We start from the raw sequence: 21,254 nt of genomic DNA, 5'->3' as shown, positions 1-21,254 counted from the left end.
GGCTCGTTGGCAGGCCGGCCGGCAGATGCGGCCGGCCTTTTGGCCTTTTTCGGACGTTTCATGGAACATGGCGGCATCCACCCCAGGGTGCTCACCGGTTCAGCATCGAAAGCAGAGTCATGTCGCAGAAGTACGAGCGCATCGTGGTCGTCGGGGGAGGCAGCGCCGGCTGGATGACGGCCGCGGCCCTGGTCACCGGGCTGAAGGGCAGGGCGACGGTCGAGGTCGTCGAGTCCGAGGAGATCGGCATCATCGGCGTCGGTGAGGCGACCTTCCCCTCCATCCGCAACTACAACCAGTTGATCGGCATTGACGAGGCCGAGTTCCTGCGCGCCACCACCGGCAGCTACAAGCTCGGCATCCACTTCTGCGACTGGCTGGAGGTGGGGCGGGACTACTTCCACACCTTCGGCCACTTCGGCAACCTCTACGGCTCGCAGACCCTGTGGGCCCAGCACCGTCGCCTGGGGTTGACCGAACCGCTGGGCCTGCAGTGCGTGCCCACCGTGATGGCGATGAAGGGCCGCTTCGTGCTGCCCTCGGAGCAGCAAGAGTTCAAGTACGCCTACCACTTTGACGCCGTGCAGTACGCGGCCTTCCTGCGCAAGCTGGCGCTGCAGCGCGGCGCCCGCCACACCCTCGGGCGCATCGTCGACGTGTCGCGGCACGCCGACGGCAATGTGGCCGCCCTGCAGCTGGATGACGGGCGGCGCATCGAGGGCGACCTCTTCGTCGATTGCTCGGGCTTTCGCTCGCTGCTGCTGGGCGGCACGCTGGCCGAGCCCTTCGTCGACTTCAGCCACTGGCTGCCCGTCGACGGCGCCTGGGCCTGCCCGACCGAAAGGGCCGGCGAGGAGCTCACGCCCTACACCCGGGCCACGGCGCTGGAGGGCGGCTGGGCTTGGCGCATCCCGTTGCAGAACCGCACCGGCCACGGCCATGTCTTCTCCAGCCGCTTCATCGACGTGGACCGCGCACGCGACCAGTTGCTGGCGCAGCTGGACGGCAAGCCCGTCGCCGAGCCTCGCCTGCTGCGCTTCAAGACCGGCCACCGCCGGCGCTTCTGGGTCGACAACGTCATTGCCATCGGCCTGTCGTCCGGCTTCCTGGAGCCGCTGGAGTCCACCAGCATCTATTTGGTCCAGGACGCCATCGCCCGGCTGATGGTGCTGCTCACCGCGGGACGGCCGCTGCACGAGAACGACCGCGCGCTGTTCAACGAAGGCGCCGTGCGGCGCTTCTCGCGCATCCGCGACTTCATCATCCTGCACTACTGCCTGACCCGCCGCCGCGACAGCGAGCTGTGGCGTCATGTGTCGTCGATGGCCCTGCCCGAAACGCTGAACTTCCGGATGGAACTGTGGCGGCGCTACGGCGTGCTGCACGAGTACGACGAGGAGGGTTTCGACGCCACCAGCTGGCTGGCCGTGCATGCGGGCATGGACCACTGGCCCGAGCGGGAGGACCCGGTCTTCGCCGAAGTCCCGCCCGAGCTCGCCGCATCCGCGCTGCGCGACCGGCGCGCCGCCATCGCCGCCTCGGTGGAGCGCATGCCGCCCCACCATCGCTTGCTCCAGCAGGTGCTGGGGCGATGAACTGCGCCGGCTGAAGGAGACCACCCATGTCGCAGAAGGTCGATCGCATCGTCGTCGTGGGCGGCGGCAGCGCGGGCTGGATGACGGCGGCCGTGCTGGCCAGCGGCCTGAAAGGCCGGGCCACGGTCGAGCTGGTCGAGGCCGAGGAGGTCGGCATCATCGGCGTCGGCGAGGCCACCTTGCCATCGATCCGCAACTACAACCAGTCGCTGGGCATCGACGAGGCCGAGTTCCTGCGCGCCACCCATGGCAGCTTCAAGCTCGGCATCCGCTTTCGCGACTGGCTGGAGGTCGGCCAGGACTACTTCCACACCTTCGGCCCGCTGGGCAATCTGTCCGGCTCGCAGGCGCTGTGGGGCCAGTACCGGCGCACGCAGCAGGACGGGCCGCTGGGCCTGCAGTGCGTGCCCACGGTGATGGCGATGAAGGGCCGCTTCACGCTGCCCGATGAGCAGTCGCAGTTCCGCTACGCCTACCACTTCGACGCCGTGCTGTACGTCGCCTTCCTGCGCAAGCTGGCGATGCAGCGCGGCGCGCGGCACACGCCGGGCCATATCGTCGACGTGGTGCGCCGCGCCGATGGCGGGGTGGCTGCCCTGCAGCTGGCCGATGGCCGGCGCATCGAGGGTGACCTCTTCATCGACTGCTCGGGCTTCCGCTCGCTGCTGCTGGGCGGTGCGCTGGCCGAGCCCTTCGTCGACTTCAGCCACTGGCTGCCCGTCGACGCCGCCTGGGCCTGCCCCTGCGAGCGCAGCGGCGAGGAGATCCCGCCCTACACCACCGCCACGGCGCTGGAGGGCGGCTGGGCCTGGCGCATCCCGCTGCAGAACCGCACCGGCCACGGCCATGTCTTTGCCAGCCGCTTCGTCGACGTGGACCGCGCCCGTGAGCAACTGCTGGCGCGCCTGGACGGCAAGCCGCTGGCCGAGCCGCGCCTGCTGCGCTTCACCACCGGCCACCGCCAGCGCTTCTGGGTCCACAACGTCGTGGCCATCGGCCTGTCCTCGGGCTTCCTGGAGCCGCTGGAATCCACCAGCATCTACCTCATCCAGGACGGCATCGGCCGGCTGATGGCGGCGCTGTTGGCCGGCCGGCCGCTGAACGAGGGCGATCGCGCCCAATTCAATGCCGGCTCGACGCGCCGCTTCGAGCGCACCCGCGACTTCATCATCCAGCACTACTGCCTGAGCCGTCGCCGCGATAGCGAGCTGTGGCGCCACGTGTCCTCGATGCCGCTGCCCGAGACGCTGGCCTTCAAGCTGGAGCTGTGGCGCCGCTTCGGCGTGCTGCACGAGTACGACGAGGAATGTGCCGACGCCAACAGCTGGCTGGCCATCTACGCCGGCATGGACTCCTGGCCGGAACGCGAGGATCCCGTGGTCGCGGAGATTCCGCGCGAACGGGCCTTGCAGGCCCTGCAGGGCCGCGGCCGGGCCATCGAGGCTTCGGTGGAGCGCATGCCCCTGCACCACCAGCTGCTGCAGCAGGTGCTCGGCCAGGCGACGCCTTGAAGCCTTCCGCCACCCCTTGAGCCGCCCCTTCTTGTTAACTGCCATGAACTTGCCCGCCCTCTCGCCCAGCTTCGCCGCAGCCCCGACCCTGGGCTCATCGCCTTGGCGGCGAGGATTCAACGGCTACGGGCTGCTCATCACCGTGCTCGTCCACCTGCTGTTGCTTGCGGTGGTGCTGAGCTGGCGTACGCGTGTGCCGCCCCCCAAACCGCGCAACACCGACATGACCCTCATCACGCTGAAGGAGCAGCCCAAGCCTCTCCCACCGCCGGTGCTTGCGCCCAAGCCGGAGTTCCAGCCGCCCAGCCTCCCCGCCATTCCCGAGCCTGCACCCATCGTCGTGGTGGAGACCCCGAAACCCGCGCCGGTTGCAGCGACTGTGGTGGCGCCGCCATTAGCCGCCGCGCCGACCGCCGCGCCCGCTGCTGCGCCGGTGGCCGCGGCGCCGGCCAGTGCTGCCGCTGCGCCCGTGGCCAAGGCCGTGGGCAGCACCAAGCTGGTCGAGGACTGCACCGATGCGCCAGACCGCATGATGGTGGCCGAGGTGTACCGGCTGAGCAGCAGCGACAAGTCGGTGAAGGACATGAACCGGCGCAAGCCCATCCGCACGGTCTGCCTGGCCCAGCTGAACTTCGCCCCGCGCAACATGGGCCTGGGCATTCCGGGGCTGGATCTCAGCGAGTGGTACGGGCTGGACATCCGCTTCACCGTCAACGTGCCGCAGGACGGCCCCCGGGATTTCCTGCTGCTGAGTGACGATGGCGCCGTGCTGTTCGTGGACGATGTGCCCCTCGTCAACAACGACGGGCTTCACCAGCCCCGTGCGTTGATGGATACCGTGAACCTCGGCAAGGGCATCCATCACGTGCGCGTGCGCTACTTCCAGGGGCCTGGCGACGGCGCCTTGATGCTGGGCTGGAAGAAGCCGGGCGAGGCCGACTACCAGCCCATCCCGACCCGGCTGCTCGGGCGTCCGCCGGCTGCCGCTTCGGCACCGCAGTAGGAAAGGCCGTCGCCGGCGATTCGATCCAAGGGAGTGCACAAGATGAACAAAGCACCCACTCGTCGTGCCAGCCGCACCGCATATGCGGTAGCAGCCTTGCTGCTGCTGGCCGGCGGCGCGGCCTGGCTGCGCGGCCGCGCCGCGGCCAGCCGCGCGCCGGTTGCCTTGCAGGTTCCGGCATCCCAACAGGCGGCGGCGCCCGCCGAATTGGCTTCGCCGACGCCGGCATCGACCGCAAGCGCCCTCGCGCCGCAAGCGCGCCCAGCTGCTCCCTTCCTCCCGCCGAAGGACTTGCCTGGCGTGGCGCTACGCAAGGTCCAGCTGGCGCTGAGCGGCGGCAGCGCAGCCGATGCGCTGCGGGCGGCGCATGCGCTGACCGATTGCGTGCAAGCGTCCAGGATTGTCGATGCGCTGTTCATCGTCCGCGATCAGCAGCGCGAGGTACCACCTGTGATCAGACAGAGGGTGGACGGCCCCAGCGACGTGACCCAAGAGAAGATCGAGCAAGCCCAGCAGGAGCAGCGGCGCTGCCAGGTCTTCGACGCCGCCACGTTGGCGCGCCGCGGCGAGTTGTTCCAAAAAGCCTATGAGGGGGGTGCGCAGGGATCGGCTCTGGCCTACCTGCAATGGTTGCAGTCCGTCGACGAAGTCTCGGACAGGGCCCGGGGGAAGGACGATCCGGCGCTGGTGGGCAGGTTGCAAGCCGAGGTGCGCTTGGCAGCCGAGGCGGGGGACATGAGCTTGCTGCCCGTCCTGGCCTTCGCCGACGGCGACACTGGGCGCCAGTTGGGCATCACACCCGTGCAGCAACAGGCATTCAAGGAGGCGTGGCTGCTCATGCTGGTGGATGGCGTGCCCGGCGATACCACGCAGGTGCGAAAGGCCATTGATGCGCAGCTCCCACCTTCAGCGCCCCTCACCGCCGCGCAACAAAGCGAGGCCGACGCGCTGACGACACGAATGGTCGACGCCTGGCGCCGCAGAAACGGGCGCTGATCCCTCTGGTTTCCATCCACGACTTCCATGCCAGGATCCTCGCCGCGACCTCCAGTTGAGCAATAACCGCACTCCGACAGGATGGCCGGCATCCATCGCCGCCTGCGCTGGCTCATCGCCGCCGAGGACGCCCTGGTCGCGGCGCTACGGCGCCTGCAATCATTCGCGAACACACTGACGCCCCGTCACCAACCCCTAAGGAAGCCCATGTTCAATGCGCCCTGGACCACGCTGGCCACGGCTTTTCTGCTGCTTTCGGCCGGTTCTGCCGACGCCCAGCAACCGGGCGCGGCGAACCTCGAGCGTGTCGCGGTGGCCGGCAGGAGAGCCGAAGTCTCCAGCTGGTTCCGCGCCGAAAGCCAGCGCTTCGTCGTCTACTCGGACACCCGGGAAGAAGACGTCACCCCGCTGCTCGGCAACCTGGAGAAGCTCGACCACCTGTTGCGCATCTACACCCAGCCGGTCCGCCCATCCGAGCCGCAGCAAGCGAAGCTGACCCTGTACTACCACGCCGGCCTTTCGGGCCTGCGCGAGGTCGACGACAGCGGGCCGGCCGATGCCGTCGGCCTGTACAGCAGCAGCGCCTGCGGCGTGCAGGGGTTCGGGGTTCATCTGGAACGCATTCCCAACCTGGCCGACCGGGAGCTCGAGAAGTCCCCGCTGAACGACAGCCTGAGCCATGTCTTCGAGGCCTATGCGCGGCACTTCCTTTACCGCCACACGGACATACGTGCGCCGGCGTCTTTCATCGAAGGCTTCGCGCAGTACTTTTCCAGCGTGCGTTTCTCGGAGCAGCAGATGGCGCTGGGCCGGTCGCCGCATGCCATCGCCCGCTACCTGAAATTCCTCGGCGACGGCCACAAATACAGCCTGGAATGGGAGGACGTGCTGGAGGGGAGGCTGGCCAACGCGCGCAACTACGCCGGCGACGCCGGCGTGCGCCTCGAGTTCGAGGCGAAATCCTGGCTGTTGACGCACTACATGATGTCGTCGGAGGACAACCGCAAGCGCATGGGCCGCTACCTCCAGTTCGTCGGCGGCGGGGCTTCGCCAACGGTCGCGTTCGAACGCGCCTTCGACATGAAGACGGCCGACATGGGCGCGGTGTTGTGGCGCTATGGCTTGCGCGGCACGCAGGTCTTGCGGGTGGAGCACCCGGCGCTGCCGGCGGCCCGCGTCAGCTTCCGAACGCTGCCGCTCGCGGCAGGCGAATTGCTGCTGGCCGACGCCGCGTTGAAGTCCTGCCCGGGCCGGCAGACCGGGCAGGCGCTGCTGAAGAAGGTCGCCCGCCTGGCGGACCGGTTCCCGGACTCGGATGCGGCCCGCCTGACGCTGAGCCGGGCCCAGATCGACTGGGGCGATGCGCAGCAGGCCCTGTCAAGGCTGGAAGCCGTCCTGCGGGACGACGACGCGAACCTCGAGGCCCAGTACCTGGCCGGCATGGCCCGGCTGCGTCTGGCCGGGCGCAGCGAGGGCGAGGCGCGGCGCGGGCAGCTGCAGGCCGCGCAGCGCCATCTCCAACGCGCGAGCGGGCTGAGCCGGCAATCGCCGGAGGCGACCCTGGCCCTCTTCAAGGCCGAGGTGGCCGCGAGCGAGACGCCGGACGACGCCGCGCTGCAAGGCGTCATCTCGGCCTGGCAGGCCGCCCGCGACGTCGATGCCGTCGGCCGATCCGCGGCACTGGCCCACGCCTATGCCGGCAACGCGGACGAGGCCTACCGGACCCTCGGTTCACTGGTACAGGACCCGCGCGACCCGCCCATGGTCCAGTGGGCCAGGCAATGGCAGGCCCGCCTCGAAACCGGTGTCAGCCGCGCTGACATCCTCGCGGAGATGCGAAGCATCGATGCACCCGATGTCCCGCTCAAGGAATGGACCATCGACAAGCAGAGCGTGCTGCAGAAGGTGGAGCGCAATTCAGGCCTGGAGGCGGCGGAATCCTTCATCAAGGAGCAGCAGCGGCAGAGCCAAGGCCTGCAGCCGCAGAACAACCCCGGTGGTGGCGCCGAGAAGAGATAGCCCCGTTGTACCGGCTTGGCCGGACGAGCCGTTTTCCGGAGTCTCACGATGACCATCGCCCATCGATCCCCTCTCAACGACATCCGCAAGTTCGCCCTCGCCGCGGGTTGCCTCGGCTTGGCCGGCTGCATCGTCAACGCAACCAGGCTCTATGCCGGCGGGACACCCGCCCCCGGCAGCAGTCGAGCCATTGCCATCGTCGGCCTGACAGTCGACCGCGCATCGCGCCTCCAGGATTTCAGGGTGGTCCTGGACCAATACGACATCGCCCGGCAGGCGATCACCGGCGGCTGCTGGACCTACAACCGGATCGAGGCTGCGGTGCCCGGGGCCGGCGCGCCGATCCGCTTCTTCGCCTTCGAACTGCCGGCGGGGCATTACATCTACAGCGCCTTCAACAGGATGCACGAGGTCAGCGGCGTGCGCTTCGATGGTATCGACCAAGCCTTCCAGTTGCCCGCCGGCCACACCGTCTACATCGGCAACTTCGTGCTGGACGGCGACAGGGTGGCGCTACGCCGCGAACTTGACCAGGACCGCGCAGCGCTGACGCAGGCCTTGCCGAAGCTGGCACCGGCGGTCGAGGCAGCCGCGGTCGTCACGGCATTGCCGGCCAAGCCGTTCATGTGCGCGCCTTGACGCAGGAGACGAAACGCGGCCTCGACGAGGATGAGGCCGGAATGCCTGGCATCAGCCAGCGCGGCCTGGCGAGGAGGGCATAGGGTTGGCACCGCGGCTGCGATCGTCATCTCGATAGCCTTATTGGGCCTGTTCGGGCGTCCGCCCAATGCCACCATCGCGGCTGCCGAATAGCCACAGCAGCAACAGCGGCCGTCCCACCAGGGGATACGAAAACCGGCATCGACTCGACCGAAAACACGATTGGCACCTTTGAACGCAAGCCCGTACACCGCAAGCCACGACAACACCGAGACAAGAAAACCTCCCATGTCATTGAACCGCAGGAATTTGATCGGCGCAGGCCTCACCGGCATCGCGGCGTCCACGCTGCCCGCCCAGGCCGCCTCCTCCGCAGCAGCATCCGCCAAGGGCTTGCTGGCGCCCACGCCGCCGATGGGCTGGAACAGCTGGAACAGCTTTGCCACCACCATCAACGAGGCCCAGGCCCGCGAGACCGCCCGCATCATGGCTGACAGGCTGCTGCCGGCCGGCTACAGCGTCTTCACCATCGACATCCAGTGGTACGAGCCCGGGGCGTCGAGCTACACCTATGCCGCCAACCCCGAGCCGGCGCTGGACGGCTACGGCCGGCTGATCCCGGCCGAGAACCGCTTCCCGTCCAGCGCCGGTGGCAAGGGCTTCGCCGCGCTGGCGGCCGACGTTCACGCCATGAGCCTGAAGTTCGGCATCCACCTGATGCGCGGCATCCCGCGCCTGGCCGTGAAGCGCAACCTGCCCATCCTGGGCACGTCCTATCGCGCCGCCGACATCGCCGACACCACCAGCATCTGCACCTGGAACCCCGACATGTACGGCGTCGACATGCGCAAGCCCGGCGCCCAGGCCTACTACGACAGTGTCTTTGCGCTCTATGCCTCCTGGGGCGTCGACTTCATCAAGATGGACGACATGAGCCGCCCCTATGACGCCCATGCGCCGGAGATCGAGGCCGCCCACCGCGCCATCCAGCGCACCAAGCGGCCCATGGTGCTCAGCCTGTCGCCCGGCGAGACACCGGTGAGCCGCGCCGAGCATGTGCGCCGGCATGCGCAGATGTGGCGCATCTCCGACGACTTCTGGGACGAGTGGCACATGCTGGAGGCCCAGTTCACCCGCCTGGAAAACTGGAACCCCTGGCGGCAGCCTGGCGCCTGGCCGGACCCGGACATGCTGCCGCTGGGCCGCCTGGCCCTCGGTGAGCGCGACACCCGCTTCACCCCCGACGAACAGCGCACGCTGATGACGCTGTGGGCCATCACCCGCTCGCCGCTGATCATGGGCGGCGACCTGCGCCACCTGGACGAGGCGACGCTGGCGCTGCTGACCAACCCCGAGGTGCTGGCCGTGGACCAGTCGAGCTCGGACAACCGGCCGCATTTCGTCGAGGACTTCGTGCGCATCTGGTCGGCACGGCCGGCCGACGGCAAGGGCCGCTACGTCGCGCTGTTCAACCCGACCGACAAGGCGCGTGAGGTCTCCGTTGCGCTGCGGGACCTGGGCTTGGACGGCGTGCGCCAGGTGCGCGACCTGTGGACCAGAGGGCCGCTGGCCCCGGCCGCCGGGCGCTTCGCTGCGGTCCTGCCGTCGCACGGCGCCGGTCTCTATCTGCTCAGCTGACGAGTCGCTCGGCCCGGCCGCTGGGTTGGTTCTGCGGCAGCGGGCCCGCACCTCGCTAGATGCGCGAAGGAGCGCAGACTGGCGTCGCTGACGGGACCACAATGCCAGGCGGGAGCCGGCAGGGTCTACGAGGAGGACGCATGGTCGACGCCGTGGCAGCGATCGTCATCTCGGGAGTGTTTGCGGGCCTGCTCGGCTTGCTGCTGCGACAGCGGCGCGCGGGCCGGGCGGCCAGGGCTCGGGCGGAGCGTTTGTCCGGCTTCCTGTTGACGCTGTCGCGCGCCAACCGCGCCGTACTGCGCATCGAGGACGAGGCCACGTTGTGGCGCGAGGCCTGCCAGCTCTGCGTGCAGACCGGCCATGCGGTGCTGGCCTGCGTCTATGTCCGTGACGGCAGCTTGGCCCGCCGCGGCGCCACGGCCGGGCCGGCGGCCCAGGTGCTGGAGAACGTGCCCGACCCGCTGGACCTGACGCAGCCGGAAGTCCAGGCCTCCTACACGGCCCGCGCGCTGCGCGAGGGGCGCCGCTTCGTCAGCAACGACTATGTCCTGGACCCCCTGGCCGGCCGCTGGCGCAGCGAGGCCGTGGCCCAGGGCGTGCGCGCCATCGCCTGGATTCCGCTGCGCCGCGCCGGCGAGGTCAGCGCCGTGCTGATGCTCTGTGCCGGCCAGCCCGGCTTCTTCGACGCCGAGCTGCTGGCGCTGCTGGATGAACTCGGCGACGACCTGTCCTTTGCCCTCGACAACATCGACGCCAAGCGGGCCCAGCGGGCCGCCCAGCAGGAGATCGCGGCTGGGCGGGATCGCTTCAGCGCGCTCTTCTTCGGCGCGCCGCTGCCCATGGCCATCGTCTCGATCCAGGAGCGCCGCATCGTCGAGGTCAACCAGACCTTGTGCGACCTCTACAGTCTGGACCGCGCTGCGCTGCTGGGGTCAACCACGGCCCTGCATGCCTATGGCCTGCTGCCCGAGGACCGTGAGCGCTTCTATGCCGTGCTGAGCGCCGAAGGCCGGGTCAGCAACCTCGCGCTGCGGGTCCGGGACGTGCACGGCGAGGTGCGCGAGGCCCTCCTCAACGCGGTGCCCATGCCCTATCTCGGCGAGGAATGCGTCCTCGTGACCAGCCTGGAGCTGCCCGACCGCAACCCCGCGCTGGTCGCCCGTGATCAGGCCGGCTGAAGCCGCATGCGGCCGAGAGCCCCGGGCCCGGCCGGGTCGGCGCCGGGACGCAGCAGGTCGCGGGCGGCCGCGTCGCCGCGCAAATGGGCGTCGAAGAAGGCCGCCTCCCAGTCATAGGTCTGTGCGTTGGCGGCGTCGTTGAAGCCGTGGGTCTGGCCCTTCATCTCCACCACCCAGGCGGGCCCCCCCATGGCACGGGCGGCGGCCAGCACGTCGGCCGCGGGCACGTTGCGGTCCAGCTCGCCACTGACGGCGAACCAGGGCCGCTTGACGGCGGCGAGGCCGGCGAAGTCTTCGCCGAAGTTCCAGAAATCCAGCCTCGCGCCTGGCGGGATGCCCATGGCCCGTGCAGCGGCCGCGGAGAAGCCGGCGAAGGGCACCGTTCCGAAGCCGGCCTTGATGCGCTCGTCGGCGAGGGAGAGACCGGGCCGCGCCGGATTCGATCCGCCCAGCAGCGTCAGCACGGTCAGGCCACCAGCGCTGCTGCCGGTGGCGCCGATGCGTTCGGCATCGATGTGGTCGGCGTAGTGGGGGTGGGCCAGCACATGGTCCAGGGCCGCGCGCACGGCCAGGCTGCGCAGCCCCACCGATTCGCCGAAGCCCGGCGTGCGGCCGTCGCCGTGATAGACGTCGACCGTGATGTAGCCGCGCGAGGCCAGGTGCTGCAGCTTCGACAGATGCCACAGGCCATGCGTATTCTGCCCGCCCGAGTGGATGACCAGGGGGTAGCGCGCCTTCTCGTCGGCGAACAGGGGCGTTTCGCCGGGGCGCTGCATATGCGGCAGGCGGTACCAGCCATGCTCTTCCGGGAAGGTGTAGTCGGGTCGGTCGTTGGTGGCCGGCGTCGGGTAGAGCACCGACAGCACTACCGGCAGGCTGCAGCCGGCCAGGCGCCCCGCGCCGGGCCAGTCCGCGGGCACCTTCACGTCGATCACCAGCGTGGCGCTGCGGTCCTTGATCAGCTGGTCAAGGTAGAGCGAGCCTTGCGGCTGCCAGCGGCCGATGAGGTAATGCTCCGACGGTGCCGCGGAGGCAGGCTCGGCCAGCAGGCAGCTGCTGCCGACCTGGTAAGGGCCCCGGCCGGCTGTCCACCCCGTGGGAGCGGCGATCGTGGCCAGCGGCGCGAGCAACAGGCCGCCGAGGAAAGCGCGGCGCCCGCAGCGGTCGGTCATGACAGCCATCACATCACCGCGCCCAGTTGCCAGGGCACGAACTCGTTGTCGCCCAGGCCGTGTTCCTCGCTGAGCGTGGGCCGGCCCGAGGCGGTCTCCAGCATCAAGCGGAACAGCGCCTCGCCGGCCTCGGCAACGCTCTGCGTGCCGTCGACGATGCCGCCGGCGTTGAAGTCCATGTCCATGGCCATGCGCCTGAACAAGGGCGTGTTCGTGGCCAGCTTCAGCGAGGGTGTGGGCTTGCAGCCATAGGTCGAGCCGCGCCCGGTGGTGAAGCAGATCAGGTTGGCGCCGCCGGCAACCTGGCCGGTGGCCGATACGGGGTCGTAGCCCGGCGTGTCCATGAAGACCAGGCCCTGGCCGCGCACCGGCTCGGCATAGCCGAGCACATCGGTCAGCGGGCTGCTGCCGGCCTTGGCAACGGCGCCCAGCGACTTCTCGAGGATGGTCGTGATGCCGCCGGCCTTGTTGCCCGGCGACGGGTTGTTGTCCAGCTCGGCGCCGTTGCGGGCCGCGTAGTCCTCCCACCAGCGCAGCCGCGCCAGCAGGCGCTCGGCCACCTCGGGGCGGGTGGCGCGCGCGATCAGCAAATGTTCGGCGCCATAGATCTCCGGCGTCTCCGACAGGATGGCCGTGCCGCCGTGTTGCACCAGCAGGTCGACGGCGGCGCCCAGCGCCGGGTTGGCGCTGATGCCGGAATAGCCGTCGGAGCCGCCGCATTGCAGGCCCACGACGAGATGGGAGGCCGGCACCGTGCTGCGCCGGGCCTTGGCGGCCTCGGCCGCCAGTTCACGCACCAGGGCCTGGCCGCGCTCGATGGTCTCGCGCGTGCCGCCTTCGGCCTGGATGGTCAGGCCGTGCACGCGGCCTCCTGTCTCCACACCGTCGAGGAGGGCGCCGACCTGGTTGACCTCGCAGCCCAGGCCGATGACGAGGACGGCCGCAAAGTTGGGATGGCTGGCATAGCCACGCAGCGTGCGGCGCAGCAGGGCCAGGCCTTCGCCGTCGCTCATGCCGCAGCCGCTGCCGTGCGTGATCGCGACGACGCCGTCGACACCGGGCAGGGCGCCCGGGCCTTCGAAGGCGCGCGCGATGGCCTTGCAGACGCTGGCCGAGCAGTTGACCGACGACACGACGCCGATGTAGTTGCGCGTGCCGACGCGCCCGTCGGCGCGGACATAGCCCTCGAAGGTGGCCGCCTGGCCTGGTTCGATGCGCACTGACAAAGCCGCGTCGACGGCCTGGGCGGGGAGGGCGCGCGCCATCTCGAGGTTGTGCCCATGGACATGGGCGCCCGCCGCGATGGGCTGGCTCGCCAGGCCGATGGGCTGACCGTACTTCAACACCGGCTCGCCCGGCGCGATGGCGCGCAGCGCGATCTTGTGGCCGGCTTGCACCGCATCGCTGACGAGCAGCACGGTGCCGTCGGGCCGTGCGACCTCGGCATTCTTATCAAGCGCCACGCGCGCCACGGCGACGTTGTCGCGGCCGTGCAGCTGGATCAGCGCATGCGCCGGCAGGGCTTCAGTCGACATGGAAGACGCACTCCATCGAGGCCCAGTGCTCGCCGGCCGCGCGGCTCTCCAGCGGGCGCTGACAGGGACCGCAGAAGGTCCACCAGCGGCGGGTCTCGGGGTCGGCGGCGATGGCGGCCATGTCGGCGTCGAAGTCGCTGCCGTGATATTCCCAGTAGCCGAACAGCAGGTTCTCCGGCTCGCGCAGGAAGATGCTGTAGTTGCGGATGTTGGACTGCGCCAGGCGGGCCAGCACGCCCGGCCAGACGGCCGCGTGCAGGCGCTTGTACTCGCCGATGTGTTCCGGTGCGATGCCGATGACCATGCCCATGCGTTGCATAGCGTTTTCCTTGTTCAGTACGGAGCCAGGGCGGCCGTCAACCTCGGCTGGGCCAGGCCAGGGGCATACACCTGGGCCAGCTGCACGACGGGTTGCAGCCTGCGCTGCTTCTTCAACTCGTGGTTTTGCGCGATGTCGGCGAGGCGGTGGACCAGGAAGGGGTTGAGCAGGCGATCCCGCAGATCCACCAGGTAGTCGCGCGCGTCTTTGCCCTGGCCGAGTGCCTCGAACACCGGCAGGACTTCCTGCTGCCAGGCCTGCTCGAGGGGCTCGCGCAGGCTGGGTTCGCGCATGGCCTGCAGCACCGTCATGTCGGCGCCAAGACGGCCTCGCAGCCACAGGTCGGCAAGCAGCGAATGGCCGAGGTTGAGCAGGAAGAGCTTCAGCCTTTCGTACTTGACCAGCTCGTCGGTCAACACGATGGATGGATGCCTGCAGGGAAGTTGCAGCCCGGGCTGGACCTCGATGGCCCAGAGGGCGTAGGGCTCCGCGATGGCACCGGCCGGCTCCAAGGGCTCCGACACGATGCGGTCCACCAGCGAGTTGGCCCAGACGACGTGGTGGCGCAGCCAGTCGGTGAATGCCGGCGCGCAGCGCCAGTCGGCGGCGAGGCCGGTGACCAGATCGCGCAGCGCGTCCCCGTTGCGGGATACCAGTTCGCAGGGCAGCAGTGTCAGCTCGGCGGCTGGTTGAGCCTGCCAGCGGTCATGCAGCAGTGCCAGCAGCCGTGCCGGAAAGGATGCTGGCGCGGGCGCGCCTTCGCGCAGCGATGCGGCGCTGTCGCGGGGGTCCAGCACCCAGCCGCCGTCGCCGGTGTTGGAGACGATGACCTGCACGGGGCCGCGCACGCGCTCGCGCACCGTGCCCCAGTCGGCGCGGGCGTGGAGGGTCTCGCGCACCGAACGGCAGGTCTTGCGGACCTCCACCGCCTCGCCCTGGCTCAGGCCACGGATGATGACGTCATAGCCCTCGGCGAGCGCCTGCAGGCGGCGCGTGCTGCTCGGGTTGTCGGTGCCCTGCACGACGGTGATGCCGCCCAGCGCGTCATCGCCTTCGCTGACGAAGAGGTCGACGTGGGCCTGCAGGAAGCGGCTGGTGCCGAACTGCAGGATGGGATGGCCGGCGTTCAGCACTCGACTAAGGCCTTGATCACGCCCTGGGCGGGGTCCAGCAGGTTCGGGAAACCCGTGGGCACGTCGACCAGGGCCAGGCGATGCGTGGCGAGGGCCGCATCGGGTACCAGGCCTTCGCGCATGGCCTGCATGACGGTCTCGAAGTCCTCGGTCGTGGCATTGCGGCTGCCGAGCAGCGTCGCTTCGCGCTTGTGGAATTCCGGGTCGGAGAAGGAGAGCTCGCCCTGCACGATGGACACGAGGACATAGCGCCCGCCGTGGGCGATGAAGCGAAAGCCGCGCTCCATGGCCTGGCGGCTGCCGGTGGCGTCGAACACCAGGTCGAAGAACTCGCCGCCCGTCAGGCGCGACAGCTCGGCCTCGTCTCCTTCGCCCAGGGGTACAGCGCTGTCAGCACCCATGTGCTGGCGCGCGAAGCTGAGCCGATCCGGGCGGCCGTCGATGGCCGTCACCACGGCGCCGCGCAGCTTGGCGAACAGCATGACGCCCAGGCCGATGGGTCCGGCGCCGACGACCAGGACGCGCTGGCCGGGCTGCACTTCGCCGCGCCGCACGGCATGAGCACCGATGGCCAGGAACTCCAGCATGGCCGCCTGGTCCAGGGTGATGCCTTCGGCCTTGCCGACAAAGCGGCTCGGCACGCTGACGAACTCCGTGAAGGCGCCGTCGCGGTGCACGCCCAGCACCTGGATGCGCGTGCAGCAGTTGGTCTTGCCCTGGCGGCAGGCGACGCAGTCGCCACAGGACAGATAGGGCATCACATAGACCGGATCGCCCGAGGTGAAGCCGCTGCCGGGCTCCGCTTCCTCGACGATGCCCGACAGCTCATGCCCCATGACGCGGGGGTATTCGAGATAGGGCTGGTGGCCGGTGAAGATGTGCAGGTCGGTGCCGCAGACGCCGACACGCTTGACGCGCAGCAGCACCTCGCCAGCAAGGCGGGTGGGGCGAGGGCGGTCCAGAGCGACGAGGCGGCCGGGGGATTCGCAGGTAACGGTCAGCATGGGTCGAGGTGGTAGAGGCGGGCGGCATTGCCCCCGAAGAGCGCACGTAGGTCGTCAGCTTGGGGAGCTGGGTAGAGTCTTTGGGCCAGCGCGTGGGCGAGTTCCCACCAGCCGGCGTAGTCCGAAGCCAGGTTGAGGACCGGCCAGTCGCTGCCCCACAGCAGGCGGCTGGCGCCGAACAACAGCCACATGGTCTGGACATAGGGCTGCAGCGCGGCCGCATCACCGCGCTCGCCGGCTTCGGTCAACAGGCCGGAGACCTTGCAGTGGACGTTGGGCAGCACGGCGAGGGCGGCCATGTCGGCGTGCCAGGGCTGGATCTCGCCGCGGGCGATGAAGGGCTTGGCGCCGTGGTCGATGACGATGGGGAGATCCGGGTGGCGACTGGCGAAGCGCCTCAGGGCGCGCAGATGTCGGGGCAGCACGAGGGCGTCGAAGACGAGGCCATGGCGCTGCATGGCCTCGGCAGCCGGGTCGCAGGCCCGGTCCGCGATCCAGTCGGTGTCCGGCAGGTCCTGCAGCATGGGTCGCAGGCCCTTGAGCAGCGGATTGCGGGCCAGTGTCTCGATCTGCTGGGCGGCGTCGGAGGCCTTGAAGTCCACCCAGCCGACGACGCCGCGCACCCAGGGCGTCTCGGCCGCGACCGCCAACATCCAGTGCGTGTCCGCCACGCTGGGCAAGGACTGGACCAGCACGGTCGCCTCGACGCCCGCTGCCTTCAGATGCGGCGCCAGGTCGTCGGGCGCGAAGTCGCGGTGGATGGCCGCCAGCGACGCCGGAGGCCATTGGCCCTGGCGGTCTGCCAGGCGCCAGAAATGCTGATGCGCGTCGACTTTCATCAACCCTCCTTCACGCTGCCCGCCGGCAGCGGCGCTTCGGGGTGGATGAGGTGGCGTGCGCGCAGGGCCTGCCAGAGTTCCGCAGGCAAGGGGCGGCGGGCCCAGTCTGCATTGGCTTGCACCTGTTCGGGGGAGCGCATGCCGACCAGCACGCTGGTGACTGCGGAGTGTGCGAGCGGGAAGTTCAGCGCAGCGGCCTCCAGCGGGACCTTGAACTCGGCGCAGACCGACGCCAGCGCGCGCGCCCGGGCCATCACATCGGGCGGCACGCTGCCGTAGTTGTATTTCGCCTGTCCGGCCAGCAGGCCGGAATTGAAGGGGCCGCCGACGATCACGCCAACGCCCGCTGCGGCGCAGGCGTCGAGGAAATGCAGGGCGCCCTGTTCGAGCAGCGTGTAGCGCCCGGCGAGCAAGACGCAATCCAGCGGCGCCGCCGCCAGCGCCTCCTCGGCAATTTCCCATTCGTTGACGCCCAGGCCGATGGCCCGCACCAGGCCCTGGTTGCGCAACTCTTCGAGGGCTCGAAAGCCGCCGCCCTGGGTCAGCGCCCGCCAGTGCACCTCGTGCAGCTCGCCGTGCGTGAGCCGGCCGATGTCATGCACTAGCAGGATGTCGATGCGCTCCACGCCCAGCCGCAGCAGGCTGTCCTGGAAGGAGCGCATGACGCCGCTGTAGCTGTAGTCGAAGACCGGCCGGTAGGGCAGGGGGTTGGCCCAGCCGTCGCTGCCGCACTGCACGCTCGGGTCCGGCGTCATCAGGCGGCCGACCTTGGTGGCGAGCACATAGCCGGCGCGCCTGCGGCCTGCCAGGAAGGCACCCACGCGCCTTTCGCTGCGCGTATAGCCATAGAAGGGCGCGGTGTCGATGAAGCGCAGGTCCTGGTCCCACGCCGCCTGCAGGGTCGCCGCGGCGGTCGCGTCGTCCACCGGGTCATACAGGCCCGCCAGCGCCGCGGCGCCCAGCCCGAGCGTGCTCAGCCGCAGGTCCGTGCGGCCGAGAGGGCGACTGGAAAACTTGTTCATGCGCAGGAGGGACGATCGTCGCGGGCTCATTCAGTACAGGACCGCCTGCGCCTCGGGCGTCTTCAGATTGCCCTTGGTGACCCAGACGACACCGGTGTCGCGGAACTTGGGCACCGGCTTCTTCTGCAGCACGTCCTGGATGGTCTTGACACCCAGAAAGCCCATCTGGAAGGAGCCCTGGACGGCGATGCCCGCGAGGCTGCCGTCGTCCACGAACTTCTGCAGGTCCTGGTTGCCATCGAAGCCGATGGCCACCACCTTGCCTGCGCGTCCGCTCTGCACCAGCGCCCGGCCCATGCCGACGGCGGTCGGCTCGTTGGCGCCGAAGATGCCCTTGAGGTCGCGATGGGCGGCTAGCACGTCGGTGGTCTGGTTGAGCGCCGTGGCCATCTGCGACTGTGAATAGAAGGGGCCGACGATCTCCAGCTTGGAATGGGCCTTCAGATAGCTGGTGAAGCCGCCGACGCGGCCCACCTCGGAACCGGAGCCGGCGACATAGGACATCACGGCCACCTTGCCCGTTGTGCCGACCTTGGCGATCAGCTCCTTGGCGCAGAGCTCGCCGGCAGCGCGGTTGTCGGTCGTCAGGAAGGACTGGTAGTAGGTCTTGCCGGCGTCGGACACCTGGGAGTCGATCAGCACGACCGGGATGCGTGCCTCCCAGGCCTTCTTGATGGCCGGCACCAGGGCGTCGGGGTCGGAGGGGGCGAGCACGATGCCGGCGACGCGGCGGTTCACGGCGTTCTCGACCAGGTTGACCTGGTCGGCGATGGCGGATTCGCTCGCCGGGCCGGAGAAGGTCATCGTGTGGCCGTTCACCTCCTTCATGCCGGCCGCGGCGCCCTTGTTGACGTTCTGCCAGAAGGTGGAGTTGGTGGTCTTGACGATGACGGCGATCTCGCCGGCATGGGCGGTGCCGAGCAGGGCAAGGCAGGCGCTGAGCAGCGCATGGCGCAGATGGGGCATGTTTTGTCTCCTGGGATGGAACCGGTCTTCAGCGCCGGTTGCGGAGTTGGTCGATCCAGACGGTGACGAGGATGACCCCGCCGATGATGATTTGCTGGGTGAAGGATGAGACGCCGTTCATGTTCAGCCCGTTGCGCAGCACGCCGATGACGAAGGCGCCGATGACGGTGCCCGAGACGGTGCCGACGCCGCCGATCAGCGAGGTGCCACCGATGACGGCCGCCGCGATGGCATCGAGCTCATACATGACGCCCTCGTTGGGCTGTGCGGTGACCAGGCGCGACATCAGCACGCAGCCGGCCAGGCCGGCCAGGGCACCCGAAGTGACGTAGGCAAACATCGCGACGCGGCCGACGTTCACGCCGGACAGGCGCGCCGCTTCTCCGTTGGAGCCGACCGCATGGATGTGGCGGCCCAGCGTCGTGCGCCGCAGCAGGACGCCGGCGACGACGGCCAATGCCACCATCAGCAATACCGGATAGGGGATGCCGGGGAAGACGACGTTGGGAAAGCCTTGCTCGTCGATCTCCTCGATGCGCCACAGCGCGCCGTTGCCCAGCGCACCAAACGCTTCACCCAGGCCCGAGACGGCCCGCGCATCGGTGAGTTGCAGGGCGATGCCGCGCGCCACCAGCATCATTCCGAGCGTCGCGATGAAGGGCGGCAGCTTGAGCTTGGTGACGCACAGGCCATTGACGGCGCCGCACAGCGCGCCGACGACGATGCCCAGCACCATGGCTGGTGCCACCGGCATGCCGGCCTTGACGAGCAGGCCGGCCACGACACCCGACAGGGCCAGCACGGAGCCCACCGACAGGTCGATGCCACCGGTCAGGATGACGAAGGTGGCGCCGATGCCGAGGTAGACGATGGAGGTGACCTGCAGGGCCACCGTCATCGCGTTGCCCAGGCTGAAGAAGGCACTGCTCGTCATCGAGAAGACGAGGATGAGGATGAGCAGGCCCGCCAGCGCGGCGAATTTCTGAATCAGGTCTTTCTGGCGGTCGTTCATGGGCCGGTGGTAGCAAGGGCCGCGTGGGGCGGCTCGGAGACCTCGGCCGGGCCGACCGAGGCGTGGTGCATGATGTGCTGCTGGCTGCAGTGGCGAGTCTCGAGCATGGCGGCAAGCCGGCCCTGGCGGAAGACGGCGACGCGATCGGTCAGCCCCATGATCTCGGGCAGGTCCGAGCTGATCATGATGACGCCGATGCCCGCCGCGGCGAGCTCGTCCATCAGCTCGTAGATGGCGTAGCGCGCGCCGACGTCGATGCCGCGTGTCGGCTCGTCGAACAGGATGACCCGCGCCTGGCGGAAGAGCCACTTGGCAATGACGATCTTCTGCTGGTTGCCGCCGGACAGCAGGCGGGTGATCTGGCTTGGCGACGGCGTGCGGATGTTCAGACGGCGGATGAAGGTGTCGGCCGTCTCGTGCTCGCGCGCCGCATCGATGAAGCCGAGCCGGCTGGACAGCGCGCCCAGATTGGCCAGCGTGATGTTGTGGGCCACGCTCATCTTCACCGCCAGGCCGTGGGCCTTGCGGTCCTCGGACAGGTAGGCGATGCCGGCCGCGATCGCGTCGCCCGGCGAACGGATGGCCAGGGCCTGGCCGTCCAGTTCGATGGAGCCCGAGTCGAGCCGGTCGGCACCGAAGATGGCCCGGGCCACTTCGGTGCGGCCGGCGCCGACGAGGCCTGCGAAGCCGAGGATCTCGCCGCGGCGCAACTCGAAATCCACCGGTCCGAAGACGCCGTCCCGCTTCAGCTGGCGCACGCGCAGCAGCACCTGGTCGTCGGGCTGGCGGTTGGCCTGAGGGAACTGCTGGTTGAGTTCGCGCCCCACCATCAGGCTGACGATCTCGGCAATGCTCGTGTCCTTCCAGTCCATCGTGGCGATGTACTGGCCGTCGCGCAGCACCGTGACCCGGTCGACGATGTGCTCCAGCTCGTCGAGGCGATGCGAGATGTAGAGGATGCCGACGCCTTCACGCTTGAGGTCCTGCACCACCTGCAGCATGCGCCGGGTGTCGGCCTCGCCCAGCGAGGAGGTCGGCTCGTCCATGATGAGCAGGCGAGCCTGCATGGACAGTGCCTTGGCGATCTCGACCATCTGCTGCTGGGCAATGGACAGCGTCGAGACCTCGACGTCGGGATCGATGTCCACGCCCAGGCGCTGCAGGCAGGCGCGCGCGCCTTCGCGCTGGCGTTCGCGATCGACGAACCAACCGCGGCGCGGTTCGCGCCCCAGCCAGATGTTCTCGGCCACCGTGAGGTGGGGCACCAGGTTGAGCTCCTGGTGGATCATGACGATGCCCAGCGCCTGCGCCTCGCGCAGGCCGCCGATGCGCACCGGCTCGCCATCGAAGTGGATCTCGCCGTCGTCTGGCGTGTAGACGCCGCTGAGGATCTTCATCAGCGTGGACTTGCCGGCACCGTTCTCGCCGCAGATGGCGTGCACCTCGCCGCGGCGCACTTCCAGCGCCACGCCGGACAGCGCCACGACGTTGTCAAAGCGCTTGCAGACGCCTTGGGTGCGCAGCAGCGGCGCCCGCCAATCGTCGGGCAAGGGGGTACTCATGATCTCTTTTTGAACCTGTGTTTTGGTAATTCCACTTTGACACACTTTGTTATTGGTCTGACCAGTGTAAACCCTCTCACAGCCGTTCAG

18 protein-coding genes are annotated in these 21,254 nt (G+C 69.1%); 8 read left to right on the top strand and 10 right to left on the bottom strand.

Annotation, left to right across the window (positions count from 1 at the left end):
* Positions 1 to 119 precede the first annotated feature (119 nt).
* From J2X20_RS00140 to J2X20_RS00105, 8 genes are all read left to right on the top strand, one after another.
* Complete coding sequence (locus J2X20_RS00140; RefSeq protein WP_310259096.1) at positions 120 to 1,595, top strand: tryptophan halogenase family protein; 1,476 nt, start codon at positions 120 to 122, stop codon at positions 1,593 to 1,595.
* A gap of 26 nt (positions 1,596 to 1,621) precedes the next feature.
* Positions 1,622 to 3,106, top strand: coding sequence for a tryptophan halogenase family protein (locus J2X20_RS00135; protein WP_310259094.1), 1,485 nt, complete (start codon positions 1,622 to 1,624; stop codon positions 3,104 to 3,106).
* A 43-nt stretch (positions 3,107 to 3,149) separates the two neighbouring features.
* A complete protein-coding gene (locus J2X20_RS00130) occupies positions 3,150 to 4,109 on the top strand; it encodes a PA14 domain-containing protein (RefSeq protein WP_310259093.1) in 960 nt (319 codons plus the stop codon).
* A 42-nt stretch (positions 4,110 to 4,151) separates the two neighbouring features.
* The gene (locus tag J2X20_RS00125) at positions 4,152 to 5,105 is read left to right on the top strand and encodes a hypothetical protein (RefSeq protein ID WP_310259090.1); all 954 of its coding nucleotides are present in this window, start codon (positions 4,152 to 4,154) and stop codon (positions 5,103 to 5,105) included.
* Positions 5,106 to 5,186: 81 nt separating this feature from the next.
* Complete coding sequence (locus J2X20_RS00120) at positions 5,187 to 7,124, top strand: hypothetical protein (protein ID WP_310259088.1); 1,938 nt, start codon at positions 5,187 to 5,189, stop codon at positions 7,122 to 7,124.
* A 48-nt stretch (positions 7,125 to 7,172) separates the two neighbouring features.
* Positions 7,173 to 7,763 (top strand): hypothetical protein, encoded by a 591-nt coding sequence (locus J2X20_RS00115; protein ID WP_310259086.1) that lies wholly within the window; start codon positions 7,173 to 7,175, stop codon positions 7,761 to 7,763.
* A gap of 309 nt (positions 7,764 to 8,072) precedes the next feature.
* Positions 8,073 to 9,422: a glycoside hydrolase family 27 protein gene (locus J2X20_RS00110; protein WP_310259084.1), complete on the top strand. Its 1,350-nt coding sequence runs from the start codon at positions 8,073 to 8,075 to the stop codon at positions 9,420 to 9,422.
* 140 nt (positions 9,423 to 9,562) lie between these two features.
* Positions 9,563 to 10,600 (top strand): GAF domain-containing protein, encoded by a 1,038-nt coding sequence (locus J2X20_RS00105; RefSeq protein ID WP_310259082.1) that lies wholly within the window; start codon positions 9,563 to 9,565, stop codon positions 10,598 to 10,600.
* Here J2X20_RS00105 and J2X20_RS00100 read toward each other — a convergent pair.
* The 10 genes from J2X20_RS00100 to J2X20_RS00055 are packed head-to-tail and all read right to left on the bottom strand — an operon-like array spanning position 10,588 to position 21,164.
* A complete protein-coding gene (locus tag J2X20_RS00100; RefSeq protein WP_310259080.1) occupies positions 10,588 to 11,772 on the bottom strand; it encodes an alpha/beta hydrolase family protein in 1,185 nt (394 codons plus the stop codon). The genes J2X20_RS00105 and J2X20_RS00100 overlap by 13 nt on opposite strands.
* An 8-nt stretch (positions 11,773 to 11,780) precedes the next feature.
* Positions 11,781 to 13,307: a UxaA family hydrolase gene (locus J2X20_RS00095; RefSeq protein WP_310259078.1), complete on the bottom strand. Its 1,527-nt coding sequence runs from the start codon at positions 13,305 to 13,307 to the stop codon at positions 11,781 to 11,783.
* Entirely contained in the window at positions 13,297 to 13,626 is a 330-nt protein-coding gene (locus J2X20_RS00090) for an L-rhamnose mutarotase (RefSeq protein ID WP_310259076.1), read from the bottom strand. The genes J2X20_RS00095 and J2X20_RS00090 overlap by 11 nt, the downstream gene beginning before the upstream one ends.
* 14 nt (positions 13,627 to 13,640) lie before the next feature.
* Entirely contained in the window at positions 13,641 to 14,759 is a 1,119-nt protein-coding gene (locus J2X20_RS00085) for a mannitol dehydrogenase family protein (RefSeq protein WP_310259074.1), read from the bottom strand.
* Positions 14,753 to 15,763, bottom strand: coding sequence for a zinc-binding alcohol dehydrogenase family protein (locus J2X20_RS00080; RefSeq protein WP_310259072.1), 1,011 nt, complete (start codon positions 15,761 to 15,763; stop codon positions 14,753 to 14,755). Before J2X20_RS00080 ends, J2X20_RS00085 begins: the two co-directional genes overlap by 7 nt.
* On the bottom strand, positions 15,757 to 16,602 hold the full coding sequence (locus J2X20_RS00075; protein WP_310259070.1) for an amidohydrolase family protein: 846 nt from the start codon (positions 16,600 to 16,602) through the stop codon (positions 15,757 to 15,759). Before J2X20_RS00075 ends, J2X20_RS00080 begins: the two co-directional genes overlap by 7 nt.
* Positions 16,602 to 17,624 (bottom strand): aldo/keto reductase, encoded by a 1,023-nt coding sequence (locus J2X20_RS00070; protein ID WP_310259068.1) that lies wholly within the window; start codon positions 17,622 to 17,624, stop codon positions 16,602 to 16,604. The genes J2X20_RS00075 and J2X20_RS00070 overlap by 1 nt, the downstream gene beginning before the upstream one ends.
* Before the next feature lie 30 nt (positions 17,625 to 17,654).
* On the bottom strand, positions 17,655 to 18,590 hold the full coding sequence (locus tag J2X20_RS00065) for an ABC transporter substrate-binding protein (RefSeq protein WP_310259066.1): 936 nt from the start codon (positions 18,588 to 18,590) through the stop codon (positions 17,655 to 17,657).
* Between the two features lie 28 nt (positions 18,591 to 18,618).
* A complete protein-coding gene (locus J2X20_RS00060) occupies positions 18,619 to 19,602 on the bottom strand; it encodes an ABC transporter permease (protein ID WP_310259064.1) in 984 nt (327 codons plus the stop codon).
* Entirely contained in the window at positions 19,599 to 21,164 is a 1,566-nt protein-coding gene (locus J2X20_RS00055; protein WP_310259062.1) for a sugar ABC transporter ATP-binding protein, read from the bottom strand. The genes J2X20_RS00060 and J2X20_RS00055 overlap by 4 nt, the downstream gene beginning before the upstream one ends.
* Positions 21,165 to 21,254: the final 90 nt, after the last annotated feature.

This window comes from Roseateles saccharophilus, assembly GCF_031458095.1.
GTDB classification, from domain to species: Bacteria; Pseudomonadota; Gammaproteobacteria; order Burkholderiales; family Burkholderiaceae_C; genus Pelomonas; species Pelomonas saccharophila_A.
This window is presented reverse-complemented; position numbering and strand designations above follow the sequence as displayed.